Here is a 13,756-nt window from a genome sequence, read left to right as displayed (position 1 = left end):
ACTGCTAACGCAGCTCTGCCAGATTGACAGCCACCAATCACTCGTTTTTCGCAATCGCCTTTTGCAGCGCTTGTGGGGCCTTGGCCACCGTGGTCTCACCGATCAGCCGGGTCTGGATGACCAGGCGGCCGGTGCCGTCATCGTCGCAGGTGACCAGGGTCAGCTCCGGCTGCTTGGTCGGATTCAACACCCCGACCTGGGTGGCGCGGATGTAGGTTCTCGCGTAGATCTGGTAGGCGTAGACGCGGGTCATGTCGGTGACGAAGACCTGGGTGCCGACGCGGGTGCGAACCAGCGGTCCGAACAGCAAGGCCTCGTCGGTGTGAACGTGGTGGCCGGCCAGCGCGTAGTTGCTGTGGCCCATCACCTGGTCGGCGGTGAGCGTTCCGGCGGCGAAGGCCAGCACGTTGTCGCCGACGCCCAGGGCAATCGGCAGGTTCATGCCGACATCCGGCACGACCAGCTTGCCGACGGCGGCCACGGCGTGTTGCGCCATCGCCGTCTGGCTCAGGCCGGCCAGAGACAGCGGCTTGACGCGAGCAAAATCATAGCTCGGCGTCGTAGTCGTCGTCTGGTGCTTGGCTTGCGTCACCGAGGCGGTGGTCACCGTCACGCGGTTGCGCCGAATCAGCGCCGCGGTCAGCTGGTCTTGAAACACATAGGTGGCAAGCGCCAGCCCGGCAGTCAGCAGCACCGAGGCCAGGGCCTGAACCCACCAGCGGCGCCGCGGCTTCTGCGAGCCGGTCGGCGTCACGACCGCACGTTTTGGGCTGGATCGGCGATTGTTCTTACTCATCGGTCGTCACCGCCTTCAGTCGCCAGGGCTGCAAGATGCGGTCCTGGCGGCCGTTAATCATCACGGTCACCGGCAGGTTCAGACGCTCCAGCCGATACGCGGCGATGACCTTGACCGTCTCGCCGGCCTTGAGCTTAATGCCGGCATTCTCGGCGTAGTTCTGCGCGAGCATGCTCAGCTGCCCGGACGCCAGCGTCGTGGTGGCCAACACGCCGGTCAGCCCCGTCTGAGTCTGCTGGAGAAACGTCACGGTGCTGTCCAGCACGTAAGACGGCAGTGCGGCGGCCCCACCGCGGTTGCGCAGGTGGTAGGACACCACCAGCGCCGGCCGGTTCAGGAAGTCGCGGCCGGTGCGGTAGCGCAGACCGGACAGCGCCAGCTGCGGCTCGCTGGCCGCGGCCGACTCCGTCGTGGTCTGGCCGACCGCGACGTGCTGCGGCCGGATGGCCCGGGCCGCATAGGCGGTGAAGCCCAGCCGCGCCAAGGCGACGACGGCCAGCACCACCACCGCGGCGGCGAGTATCCGATTGATCCAGCGCCAGGCTCGCATCAGCGGCCCCTCCCTCCTGTTATGGCCAAAAGAAGCGCCAAGACCTTGGCAGCCCGGCGCTTCTTCAGTTTCATTCAGCTAATGTTGCGTCGCGGCGCAGCGTCCAGCCGGCCAGGCCAAGGCCGACCAGCGCCAGGGCGATGACCGCCGCGGCTGGTAGCGTCACGCTGCCGGTTTGCGGCAGCCGCGTCTGCGTCGTGGCGGCCGTGGTCTTGGTCGCCGTCTGGGCGGTTTTGACCTTGGTCTTTTCGGCCTTGGTCGTGACCACCACGGTTGGCTCGGCTTTGTGGCCCGAGTTGCCGCTGGTCGTGCCACCGCCGCCGGTCAGCGGCAGGGTTGGATCCCGCGGGTTCAGGGCTTTGCCGGTGAATGTGACCGAGGCGGTGCCGGTGGCGTCATCTGCCGCTTGCACCTGGGTGGCGGCGAGCGGCGCGACAGCCAGCAGCAAGGCAACAATCAGCTTAAGCGCTAGGTGTCTCCTCATGCTCGTCTTCCTTCTTTCTGCGTTTCAGAAGTAGAATGATCAGCACGATCAAAAGAATCAGAATCAAGACCAGAATCAGGTAGACCCACCACGGAATGTGCATTTCCGCCAGCGTGTACTGGGCGGCTTGGATGGCCGAAACGTGGAAGTTCTTGGTGAACGTCCAGGTCCGGGCACTGAAGAACTGCTTGTCCGTGGAGCGGTAGGTCAGGTGCAGCGTGTAGTCACCAGGGGCGATGGCGCCAGCCCATGGCACTTGGACGGTCCAGTGGGAGTTCGGTGCCGCCGATGCCTTAGCCATGGTGAGTGACTTCAGCGTGCGATTTTGCCCCTGCTTGGTGACGCGAGCCTTAATCGTCCCGTTGGTCAGCAGGCTGGCGCGAAAATTCTGCAGTGTCGCGTTGACGCTGGTCTGCGAATCCGCACGGCCGGCCGACACGCTTTTCAGCCGCAGGTCGGCCTTTTGCGCCGTCCCGTTGGTCAGCTGAATCGCCATCACGTAGGCGTACTGGTTGCTGATACCCGACTTCGCGCTGCTTGCGACGACCGGCTGCACGTGCAGACCACCTAAGATGACGCCTTTGAACGCCTGCTTGGGCATGGTCAGCGGCATGTGGTACAGCGCCGTGGTGCGAGCCGGAATCGTGAGGTTGCGATAGGCCTTGGGAATCTTGATCAAGGTCGGCAACGGGTGAGCCAGCGTCGCGTCGTACTTGGTCGAGGCGTTGGTGTAGTCGGCTTGCGCGGCGTCGTTGGTCGTGGCGGCGGTGGCCGTCACCCGCACCTTCAGCGGCTTGCTGCCGGTGTTGGCCAGCTTGACCTGCAGCTCGGTCGATTGTCCCGGCTTCATCTTCAAGTTGAAGTAGGCGGCGTTCGTCCCAATCTGATACTTATTCGCGACCGGAATCACGGAAAGCGGCACTGACTTGACGCCTTCCGTTCCGCTGGCGGCGGACACCGACTGCGAGCCGAACAGCCCGACGCCGATGACAGCCGCAGCCGTCGCGATGATTTTTCCCCATTTGCTGATCATTATCCCCAAATACCTCGTCGTTGATGATTACCTCTTTAGATTGGCAAAATTAGTCTACCACTTTCGATGGTGCGGTGCTTAGTTCTGAACAGCGTTTAGTTTTCGCCCAGGGCGTGAAGATCGCCAGGCACGGCGCTCAGGGTCCAGGTCACGGTTGCGTTGGAATTACCGATGGTCTGGGAACCGGTCGGTACGTTCAGGCTCACGTCCTTGGTGTCCCAAACCTGCTGCAAAATCCCGGTGTCGGTGCTGGTTGCGTAGGTGTAAGCGGCACCGCCGGCCTTCAGCACGATGTTGGAGCTCAGGCTGGTGTTGGTCGGGTCAACGCTCCAGCTCTTGCCGTCGTCGGCGAGCTTCTGGCTCTTCGCGCTGTTCAGCGTGATGCTGGCACCGGTCAAAGAAGATGCGCCGTCGGTCGTCTTGAAGTCGCTCAGTTGAGCGCTCAGGTTCCAGGTGACTGGGGTTTCGGCGGTGACGTTGCCATCGGCGTCCTTGGTCACTTCAGCCGGCAGCAGGTTGGTTACCTGAGTGAAGATCGAGCGGCTGGTGGCGTCCGGGTCAGTCCCATCGTTGGAGATATCCGTGGTGGCCTCATTCTGAGAAACGGCGCGGTCGGTATCGGTGGAGGCCAGCAGGTTAATCTTCGTGTTGGTGGCCGAAGCCTCCTGAGTCCCGAAGTTCAGGCTGGTCGGAATTGCATCCAGCGTCAAGGCGCCGGTTTCGTTGGTCTTACCGGTATCGGTGGTGCCGGCAGGTGCCGTCGGCTTGATTGGGCCGGTGGTAGTGTTACGGGTGAAGGTCACGTAGGCGTGACCCGTTTCAGCGGCTGGGTTTTTTTGTGGATCAACTTCGGCAGCGGAAACGCTGTTGGCCGCCATGACACCGGTCAAGGCCAGGGTGGAGAACAGAGCAAGTGCGGTAAGTTTAACGTTCTTCTTCATAAGGAAATCCCTCCATGTTTGTGTATGTGAACCGGTTGGCGGCTCTGCAACATCTTTTCTACACTCTTAATTCTAGCGGCTGAACACCCCTAAAAAAATTCACATTTGAATAATCCGGTTTACGGGATTTGAAATTTTGAAAATTAATATCTGAATATTAACTATTAGTACTTTTGGCGGCCCCTGCCCATTCGCAGCCCGGTGAGATGGGGTTGGCAGTGACCATTTATATAGAAATAAAGTTGTCACCCCCGCTTCCCATGGTCTTGTGAAAGAAACCGCCTACCGCCTGAACTATCGCGTCTCCGGCGGCCAACAGACGGCAAAACGCCGACGCGGCGCGATTGCGGCAGCTGCGGCAACTGATCAATGCGCGATAAACTTTACACCTTTAACTTTTTGCGTCGCGAGCCGACGCGCTTTGGCCAAAGGACTTGAACTACCACCGCCTGTGCGGGTGCCGGACCGACCTCGACACAGTCACCCCTTCAAGGCGCCGAATCTCCGCCGGTCCCCGCCACCGCCGACCGGTTGCGCCAGCACATTCGGGGTCGTCCGGTCAACTTCGCCGCCTTCGTTCGGTCGAATAATCCTGTTGCTGTTTACGAATAAACGACATTGTAACAGGTTATTACGTGTTTTTTACACATCACCGCGTTTTGTAGAATACGGTTTCATAATTTTAATTTCAGAGACGAATGCCGGATTGACGGGTTTTTACCGCCGTTTCTTACCCACTTTTTTGACGTTTTTGCGATTGTTAGGCTGGCATGAGATTTACATAGCTTTTACACAAAAGCCGTTGTCAGCGCAACAGAATAAGCGCAAAATGGTACTGTTGAGTCATTTTGGAGAGTGTGAATATGACCGTAATCAGAAACATCGCAAGGGACCGGGTGCTCCAGATCACCGCGGCGCTTGCCGTGATCAGCCTGTTCTTTGCCAAGCCGAAGCTCGCGGACATCAATTTCTCGACGTTGTGGTCGATCCTGGCCATGATGACGATTATTCAGATCTTCGAGCACCTACATATCCTTGACTACTTCGCCTACCGCCTCACCACCAAGGCCCAAAACACACGCCAGCTGACCTGGCTGTTTTTGGGTTTGGCCGTCGTCGCTGGGATGTTTCTCACCAACGACGTCACGGTGATCACGCTGGTGCCACTGTACCTGCGCATCGCCAAGAAGTACGAGCTGCCCGAGGTCCTACCAGTCACGCTGATCGGCATGGCGGCGAACTTCGGTAGCGCGTTCACGCCTTTCGGGAACACGCACAACATTTTCCTCATGAACCACTACCAAATTAATGGTCTGCGCTTCTTCAGCTGGTCGATTCCGCTGCTGATTGCGAGCCTCGCCCTGCTGTTCGGCTTCAGCCTGTTCGTCAAAAAGCAGCCGATTCCGGCGGTGCCGTTCCGCGACATCCGTATCCAGGCCCGGCCGACCGTCGTCACCTGCATCGTCGCCTTGGTGATTTTCGCCGGGGTCTTCCACGTCTTGCCGTCTTGGGTCGGCGCGATTGCCGCCATCATTCTGGCCATCGCCCTGGCACCGAAAATCATGTGCGACGTCGATTACGCGATTGTCTTGACCTTCGCCGGCTTCTTCGTCATCGTCTCGGTGCTGCAGCAGATTCCCTGGGTCGTCAACCTCGTGTCCGGCCTGATGACCTCCGAGCACTCGGTGTTTTTGACGTCGATCATCTCCAGTCAGTTCATCAGCAACGTCCCGTCGACCGTCCTGATCGGCAAGTTCACCACGATGTCGGCGGCGCTGTTCCTCGGCTCCAACATCGGCGGCCTCGGCACCGTGATCGGCTCGATGAACAACCTGCTGGTTTACAAAGAATACACGAACTTCGGCAACCACAAGAATGGCAAGTTCTTCCTCGACTTCTTCGGCCTGAACATCATCGGCCTGATCGTCTTGACCGGCCTCGGCTGGTTGATTCTCGACTTCGTCTACTAGACCAAAACCACGGCCCCTCGCAGCGCGATTGCTGCAAGGGGCCGTGTTTGCGTCCCGGGTCTGCGGCCGCCTGGCCAGCGGCCTACCTTCAGTCCTAACCGGTGGCCGCCAGCCTGAACCGGTCGCCGCAGCCCGATTCGGCCGCCGCAGCCGGGCTAGCGCCTTACCTTCAGTCCAAACCGGCGGCCGCTAGCCTGGCCAGGCCGCGTCAGTCCGAGCAAGCGGCCGCCCAGGCGGTGATGGCCGCGGCCACCGGCGCCACGGCCGCATCGCCGCTGCGGGTCAGCAGGTAAAAGTGCCGCACAAAGTCGGGGCCAAGCGGCGTGGTTGGCAGGCCGGCGGCGGCGCGGCTGGACAGCAGCGAGCTGCCGAAGCCCTGCTGCAGCAAGGCGACGATGATCGCGTTGGAGGAGACGGTCAACTGCGGCCCTTGGACGTTGTGCTCGGCCAAGTACCGCGCGGTGTAGTAGGCGACGCCGGACTCCGGCTCCCGCACCAGGAAGGGCTCACCCGAGCCGGCCAGCACCAGCTGATCGGCCATCAAGGGGGTGCGGTCGAGGCCCGTCGTCACCAGCGGTTTTTCGATGAACCCCAGGTCGGCGTCGTGCTGCGCCACGGCGGTTTGGACCGCGTAGGAGTTGGCCATCGCCACGGAGAACCGCACCGCCGGGAACTGGGCGTAGAGACCGGGCAACAGGCCCGGCAACAGCGCCGTGGCGAAGGTGTGGGAGGCCGCCAGCCGCAGGTGCCGTACCGCGGGGCCGGCCGCCAGCGCCTCATGCACCTGGGCCCAGCTCGCCAGCATGTCGCTGGCTGCCTGGTAGAGCTGCGTGGCCGCCGGCGTCACGCCGAGCTGGCCGCGGCCGTTGCGGATGAACAGCACGGTGTTGAACTCCGCCTCTAGCTGCTTGATCTGCGCCGATACCGTCGGCTGGGCGATGAACAACAGCGCCGCGGCCTTGCTGAAGCTGCGGGTTTCGTACACCGTTTTGAACGTGGTCAGGTTTTTCATCCGGGACTCCTTGTTATCCGTTTTTGTGATTACTGATATTATAACAATGATATCCGCTGATATTAAATCCCGGGTATACTCGGGTCAAAACGCACCCGAAAGGAATCCCATGTCACGTCTCAAACAAGTTGCGACCGGCTTCACCCTGTCCTTCGCCGTCGCCCTGGCCGCGACCGGTCTCGCGCATTGGCTACCGCAGCTCGGCGGCGCCACGCTCGCCATTCTCCTCGGCATCGTCTTGGGCAACACCCTGTGCCGCAACCCGCGGCTTGGCACCGGCACCAAGCTGGCCGAAAGCCGCCTGCTCGAGTACTCGGTGGTGCTGCTCGGCCTGACCGTCACCTTCCAGACCATCGCTCACATGGGGTGGCGCGGCCTGGTCTACGTCCTCTTGATGATGACCATCGTGATCTGCGGCGCCTACCTGATCGGGCGGCGGCTGGGGTTTGGTGAAACCATGAGCCTGATGTTCGCCGGCGGCAATGCGGTGTGTGGCTCCAGCGCGATCGGCGCCATCGCCCCGGCCATCGGTGCCGACGACCGGGAGAAGGGCGAGGCGATCACGCTGGTCAACCTGCTGGGCACCGTGATGATGCTGACGCTGCCTTTTTTGGGCCAGGCGGTTTTCGGCCGCCACATCCTGGCGACCAGCGCGATGCTCGGCGGCACCCTGCAGTCGGTCGGCCAGGTGGTCGCCGGCGCCAGCCTCCTCAGCCCCCAGGTCGTGGCCTACGCGATGCTGTTCAAAATCACCCGCATCATCATGCTGGTCGTGGTGGTGACGCTGTTCACGCAGAAGGTGCGGCGAACGCAGGCGACCGCGACGGCAGCGGCAGCCGGGGCGATCCCGGTGGCCGCAACGACCGAGACGGCCGCAATGACCGAAACAGCCGCGATGACCGAGGCGGTCGGCAAAGGGTCAGAGGCTGCCATTGCCGCCAGTGGTCACGTGGCCGGCGCAACTGCCGCGACCGCACAACCGGCGCCAACCGAAGGATCGCCCTCGGCGGTTCCGGCCAAGGCCAAGCGCCGGCTACCGGTGCCGTGGTACGTGCTGGGCTTCTTGATTCTCTGCGTCCTCAACTCCGCGGTGACGCTGCCGCCGGTTTTGGCCAGCGGGGCGCATTTTGTCTCCACCTGGTTCGAGACCACGGCGCTGGCCGCCATCGGGCTGCGCCTGAACTTCGCCAACTTCATGCGCCAGGGCCGGCGCTTCCTGGCTTACGGCCTGAGCGTCGGCGCCTTGCAAACCGTCGCGGCCCTGACGCTGCTCAAGCTGCTGGCGGTGTAGCTGCCGCAGTAACTTCTCGCAACGCTCACAGATTCTTCACACGCGCCGGTTATTCTGGAACCATAGAAATAAGCCTGCCACTTACTTCTATCCCCAAACCCACTTTCTTCATATTCCAAACTCCTTACTCCTGCCCCCGCTGTGCCACCAGCCGGGGCTTTTTTGGCGCCTTGGTGACGTCAAAAAACCGCCGCAACTCAATCGTTGCGGCGGCCGCGCCGAAGCCACCGGACTCAGTGAAGCCGGTGGCCTTGGCTTATTTGGTTACGTTCCTGGCTTCGTCTTGCCAAAGTGGTCCGCCACCGCGCTCGTCGGGGCCGCAGCTACCTCGCGTTGCGAGTAGATCCTAACTTGGTGCGAGCGGTGGGTTGGTGAAATCCTATGCCCTGGTATCTCCTCCTAAGTTGAAGGGGTTGCACTAAAACTCTTGAGTTTGAAAGCCGTGTGGCAATACACTGCGGCTTGGCATGGGTTGGGTACTAGAGGCGCTTGCGCTCCGGATCGTTCCCCTATGCGGCAGAGGTGCCAGCGCTGCGGCCACAGCGTCGCCCCCGCACTTGAGCAATCGTTCGCGAGTAGCTTAACACTGGACCAATTTGGTGTCAACTCTTTTGACTCGCGTTTTTACAATCGTGGGTTCTGCGAGTTTTCGCGCGATTCAAGTCCAATCGGTCACCCTCGTAACCGACCGGACCAAAAAACACGGCCACCGCATTGCTGCGCTGGTCGTGCTTTGTTGTGACCTAGCTTACTTGGTCAGGTTCTGGAAGGCTGCCTTGACGGCCTTGGCGAAGGCGGCGAACTTCGCGCCGACCTTGGTCGTGGTGGTCTTGGTGTCCGTCGTCGCGGCCGGGGCCGTGGTGCCGGCCTTGGCGGCTGCGATGTCGGCCTTGAAGCCGATCAGCGCGTCGAACTGCGCCAGCTTGTCGGCAAGCGTCGTGGCCTTTTGACCGGCCGCTTTCGCGTTGTCGAGATCGCCGTAGTAGCTGCGGCCCGTCGCGGCATCCGTCGCGTTGCCAATGGCGACCGGCGTTGCCTGCTTGATGGCGGCAGTGAAGGCGTCAAGCGCGTTGTCAACGAACCCGCTCAGCTGCTTTTCGGCATCCTCTGGCGTAATTGCGCCGGAAGCGGCCTGAGCCTTCAGGTAGTCAACGTCGCCGTTGAACGTGCGGCCCGTCGCGGTGTCCTTGGTGTTGCCCAAGTCGGCCTTGGCGAAAGCTGCCTTGACCGTGGCGATATCGCCTTGGACGTAGGCGGCGCTGATGATCTGGTTCAGCGTGGTTTCGGCGTCTTCATCGGAGATGGAGCCGGCCTTGACTTGCGCTGCCAGGGCGTCGAGGTCGCCGTAGAACGTGCGGCCCGTGGCCGGGTTCGTGGTTTCGCCGAGCGTCGCGCCAAGCGCCTTCTTGGCCGCGTCAATCGCGGTCAGGACCGGACTGTCGGTATCAGTGTCCGTATCGGTATCCGTGTCGGTATCGGTGTCCGAATCGGTGTCCGTATCGGTATCCGTGTCGGTATCCGTGTTCGTCGTCGGCGCGGTGATGCCGTTGGCGGTGCGGTAGGCCTCAACCGCCTTGATCAGGTCGGCGAGCTGCGCCTTGGCCTGGGCCGGGGTCAGCTTGCTGATCTTCAGGTCAGCGGCCAGAGCGTTGAAGTCGCCGTTGAAGGTGTTGCCCGTTGCCGGGTTGATGGCCTCGCCGACGTCACTGGCGTCCTTCTTGGCCGCCGCGATTGCGTCCAGAACGCTCTGGATCGTGTCCGTGGTGGTCTCGGAACCCGTGTTGCCAGTTTCCGTGCCGGTGCCGGTTTCGGTGCCGGTCGTGGCTGGCTTGTCGTAGTAAACCGTGACGGTCTTTTCAACCTGGTTGCCCGTGGAGTCGGAAGCCGTGACCGTGAAGACGTTCTTGCCCTCGTTCAGCTTCTCAACTTCGGAGAACGGCTGGCTGGTGCCAGGCGTCTTGGTGTTCCAGTTGGCGCCACCGTAAGTCTGAACCACTTGGTTGCCGTTGATGTAGACTTCGAGGTAATCGAAGTTGTCCGTCGCGGTCCCGCTGATGGTGAAGGTGTCCTTGTCGGTGTGGATGTCGGTATCGGTGGCCTGATCCAGCGTCAGTTCCGGCGCAATGGAATCAAGAACGATGGAGACACGCTCCTGAACGGTTTCACCGGTCAGGGTGTTGCCGAATACGACGCTGAAGTCGTGCTTGCCCAGGGTGCCAACCTTCAGGTCAACGCTGAAGGACAGGTCGGACTTGACGTCGACGTGCTTGCCCTCGATTTCGAGGCTGGTCGTCGGGTGCTTGACATGGCCGGTCAGGTGGTAGGTGCCGGTTGCGGCATCGTAGGCCTTATCGTTGGTATCCATGTAGTTGGTCCCGAACTTAATCCCGTTGTCGAAGGTGACCGCGTTGGTCAAAGGCGTCGCATCGTAACTGGAGTTGACCGTGTAATCGAAGGAGTCCGTGTTCCCGTCGGCATCGGTCAGCGTGATGGTGATCGCGTTGTCGCCGAAGGTTACCGGCAGCTCGGTGTCGATGTTGTGGCTGGCGTCGATTGGCAGGTCGATGGCGTCTCCGCCGTTGATCGAAGCCGTGGCAGAAACCGTGTCGTCGGAGACGGTCCCGGCAGCCTTGACGGTCGCCTCGGAGGTCTGATCCGCCCCACCGTTAACGGTGAAGCTGCCAAGCTCAGGCGTGGTCAGTGCGACGTGAGCGTTGTAGCGGCCGAGCAGCTGCGTGTGAGCGGCGTCGGCGTAGAAGTTGAAGCTCGTATCGTAGTCGGCCAGGGCCGTGATTGGCATTGCGGCCATGAAGTCACCGTTGTCGTTATTGACAATCAGGTCCTGGGTGTCGCCGTTCTTATCGGTGTAAGTCCCGTAAACATCGCCGTCGTAGGTCCCCTGCATGAGGTAGTAGACCCCACCGGAGATGATTTGCAGTGCCTTGTTGGAGATGTTGATGGTCGACGGAATTGGGTTGGTCAAAACCAGACCGCTCCCGATTGCACCAGGCTTTTGGACGTTCGCGTTAACGTCATCCACGTAGTTCGTGGCGTTATCGGTCACGTACAGCTCGACGTTGTTGCGACCGCCGGCCAGCAGCTTGGCCTGCGCATCGGTCAAAGGTACCTTGATCTGCGTGTAGCCATCGGCGGTGGTGCCGGTCACTTCGTAGGTGTCGAAGTTGATCTCGCCGTTGATGCCGACGCCGGCCTGCTTGCTGATGTCCAGACCGGAGAAGTCATCCTTGACCTCACCCGTTGCGTAGTACTGGGTCTTGCCGTCAACGTTCTCAGAGGTCAGACCGATGTTGCGCAATTCCGGTGCCACGGAGTCAATCTTGAACGGCAGATCAAGCGTCTGGCGGCTGTCTTCGGACGCGCCGTCGCCAATCGCAGTAACGCGGTAGGTGTACTGGCCGTCTGGCACTTGCTCGTACTTGCCGGTCGTCTGGTTGAAGACGGTCCCGTCCCACTTCGGCAGGCTAACCGTGAGGTAGTAACCGCCGGTCTGGTAGTAGTACGACTTGGTTTCGTTGGTCGACTTAGACAGCGTGGTGACCACGTTGCCATCGGCATCCAGAATCTGGAAGGTCACGTCGGACGCATTGCGGAACGTGTAGGCCTCACCCTGAACGGTGGTGTAGTCGGCATCCGGGCTGAGCGAAATCGCAACCGCGTCTTGATCGACGGTCTCGGAATCGCCGGTGGTCCCCAGAATCGAGTTGCCACTGTACAGGAAGGTCGAGGAACCAAGCCCCAGGGCCTGGGCAGACTGGCCGTTGACCGGATCAAAAATCGGCTGGGCATCCCAGTTGCCGCGGAAGCCCATGTAAGGCAGGTTCGAAGTCGTGCCGTCGGAGCCGGTGAAGCCCATGAAACCTTCGATGTAGCGGTTCTGGCTCAGGACTTCAGGCAGGCTCAGCGTCAGGGTCACGGTCTTGGTGCCGTTGGCCGGCACGACGATGTCGTCGTTGGCGCGGATCGTCGCCCCGTAAACCTGGGTGTCGTACATCGTGCCATCGGTCTGATCGATCGCATCGGTGTATACGGCGTGGGTGCCGGTGGTCGGATCCAGCGTGTAGGTCAGATCCGTGGCCGTGCGGTTGGTGAAGGTGACGTTGAACTGGCGCTTGTTGCCACTGATGCTCTTGAGCTCAACGGCCGGGTAGCCGTTGTCGGACGCAACCGTCGACGGGTTGGTCTCGAGGCGTTCGATCGCGGCCTCGACGTCGACCATCCCGGCGCCTTGGCGACGTGGGGACTGGATCGCGTTGTCGTAGTTGTCGTCGAGGATTGGCTTGGCCGTGTTCATCTCGATGGTCTTGAACAGGCTGGCCGTTTCGGCGCCGCTCATCGCCTCGTACTGGGCGAAGAACGGGTTGTCGGCGTTGGTGATCGATTCCTTCAACAGGGCCTGGGTGCCGGCGATGAACGGTGAGGACATCGAGGTCCCGGACATGTTGATGTAGCCGTTGTTGTTTTGGGTCGACCAGATGTTACCACCAGGGCCCGTGATATCCGGCTTGAAGGACAGGTCGGAGGTCGGGCCGTAAGACGTGAAGTAAGACATCTTGTCGGCGTCGTAAGCCGCGTTGTGCGACTGACGCAGACCAAGCGAAACGCTGAACGTGTCATCTGTGTGACCGTCCGTCACAAAGTCGGCCAGCTTGTTACCCTGGGTCTGGGACAAGGAAATCGTCGGGATGCTGTCGTCGATGGACATGGAGGTCAAAGGCACATCGCCATCGGTGTTGTTGACGATGATCAAGCCGCTGGCACCGGCCGCAAGCGCGTTGGCCTGCTTTTCGGTGAAGGCCAGGTCGCCACGGGCAACCACCGCCACCTTGCCGGCGGCGTCGGCGGTGAACTCGTCGGGTGTCCCGAGGCCAAGCTTGCCATCGGCGTCACGCGCGACGAAGAACTTCTTGGAATCGAAGTCTTTTTGGGTAGCGCTGGTCGACATCTGGGTCAGCTCAGGCGTCACCACGTCGGTGTCGCCGTCCGTGATGCTGACGGAGTAGCCAACGGCGTCGGTGTTCTCGGCCGCGGCAACGGTCGTCGCGTTGCGGGCAACACCAGGGCCGCCGACCATTTCGGTGTCTTCGGTGTCGAAGTAGCTGGCGTTGGAGCCGTCGGTGGCGGAAGTACTGGAGCCGTCGTTACCGGCGGAAATGACCGCGGCGGTACCGGCGTCGATCGCGTTTTGAACCGCGGCCTGTTCCGGATCGTCAGCCATTTGGGTGCCAGAACCGGAACCCAGTGACATGTTCAGGACGTCGGCACCAATCTTGGCGGAGTCGTCGATCGCGGCCACAACGGTGTCGGAACCGGTCGTCGCCTCGGCGTCGGAGTTCGAGAACACCTTCATCGCCAGCAATTGGGCTTCAGGGGCCACGCCGACAACCGAGGTCGTCGGGTCGCCGGTCGTGCCGTTGGCGCCGATGATGCCGGCCACGTGCATGCCGTGCTGCTCTTCCGGATCGTCGTCGGCGATGTACTCGTTGGAGTCATCAGCGTAGTTGTACCCGTAAGGCACCTTGTCGGTCAGGAAACGGCCGTAGCCGACGGAGCTGGCAAAGGCGTTGGCGTCGTCTTGGGAAATCTTGGCCTTGGACGGGTCGCTCAGGCGCATGTCCTTGTGCGATGCGTCGATCCCGGTGTCGATGACGGAGACCACGG

The 13,756-nt window shown here is 61.4% G+C and carries 9 protein-coding genes; 2 read left to right on the top strand and 7 right to left on the bottom strand.

Annotation, left to right across the window (positions count from 1 at the left end; all coding sequences use genetic code 11):
- Positions 1 to 37 precede the first annotated feature (37 nt).
- The 5 genes from ACYVRZ_RS05760 to ACYVRZ_RS05740 form a co-directional block, all read right to left on the bottom strand.
- Positions 38 to 796 carry a class A sortase gene (locus tag ACYVRZ_RS05760; protein WP_461225545.1) on the bottom strand — a complete coding sequence of 253 codons (759 nt, stop codon included), beginning with the start codon at positions 794 to 796 and terminating at the stop codon, positions 38 to 40.
- On the bottom strand, positions 789 to 1,346 hold the full coding sequence (locus ACYVRZ_RS05755; RefSeq protein ID WP_461225544.1) for a DUF5067 domain-containing protein: 558 nt from the start codon (positions 1,344 to 1,346) through the stop codon (positions 789 to 791). The genes ACYVRZ_RS05760 and ACYVRZ_RS05755 overlap by 8 nt, the downstream gene beginning before the upstream one ends.
- Positions 1,347 to 1,416: 70 nt before the next feature.
- Positions 1,417 to 1,830, bottom strand: coding sequence for an LPXTG cell wall anchor domain-containing protein (locus tag ACYVRZ_RS05750; protein WP_461225543.1), 414 nt, complete (start codon positions 1,828 to 1,830; stop codon positions 1,417 to 1,419).
- Positions 1,808 to 2,863 carry a DUF916 and DUF3324 domain-containing protein gene (locus ACYVRZ_RS05745; RefSeq protein ID WP_461225542.1) on the bottom strand — a complete coding sequence of 352 codons (1,056 nt, stop codon included), beginning with the start codon at positions 2,861 to 2,863 and terminating at the stop codon, positions 1,808 to 1,810. The genes ACYVRZ_RS05750 and ACYVRZ_RS05745 overlap by 23 nt, the downstream gene beginning before the upstream one ends.
- 95 nt (positions 2,864 to 2,958) lie before the next feature.
- Positions 2,959 to 3,804, bottom strand: a complete 846-nt coding sequence (locus ACYVRZ_RS05740; RefSeq protein WP_461225541.1) for a WxL domain-containing protein — start codon at positions 3,802 to 3,804, stop codon at positions 2,959 to 2,961.
- Positions 3,805 to 4,667: 863 nt separating this feature from the next.
- Here ACYVRZ_RS05740 and ACYVRZ_RS05735 point away from each other — a divergent pair.
- Positions 4,668 to 5,774, top strand: coding sequence for an SLC13 family permease (locus ACYVRZ_RS05735; RefSeq protein ID WP_461225540.1), 1,107 nt, complete (start codon positions 4,668 to 4,670; stop codon positions 5,772 to 5,774).
- A 208-nt stretch (positions 5,775 to 5,982) separates the two neighbouring features.
- Here ACYVRZ_RS05735 and ACYVRZ_RS05730 read toward each other — a convergent pair whose 3' ends face one another.
- On the bottom strand, positions 5,983 to 6,786 hold the full coding sequence (locus ACYVRZ_RS05730; RefSeq protein WP_461225539.1) for a LysR family transcriptional regulator: 804 nt from the start codon (positions 6,784 to 6,786) through the stop codon (positions 5,983 to 5,985).
- Between the two features lie 109 nt (positions 6,787 to 6,895).
- Between ACYVRZ_RS05730 and ACYVRZ_RS05725 the strand changes: the two genes are divergently transcribed.
- A complete protein-coding gene (locus ACYVRZ_RS05725) occupies positions 6,896 to 8,077 on the top strand; it encodes a YeiH family protein (RefSeq protein ID WP_461225538.1) in 1,182 nt (393 codons plus the stop codon).
- A gap of 748 nt (positions 8,078 to 8,825) precedes the next feature.
- Here ACYVRZ_RS05725 and ACYVRZ_RS05720 read toward each other — a convergent pair.
- The coding region (locus tag ACYVRZ_RS05720) for a S8 family serine peptidase (protein WP_461225537.1) at positions 8,826 to 13,756 on the bottom strand (4,931 nt) is incomplete at its 5' end.

It is taken from the genome of Lacticaseibacillus suihuaensis, assembly GCF_054785075.1.
This window is presented reverse-complemented; position numbering and strand designations above follow the sequence as displayed.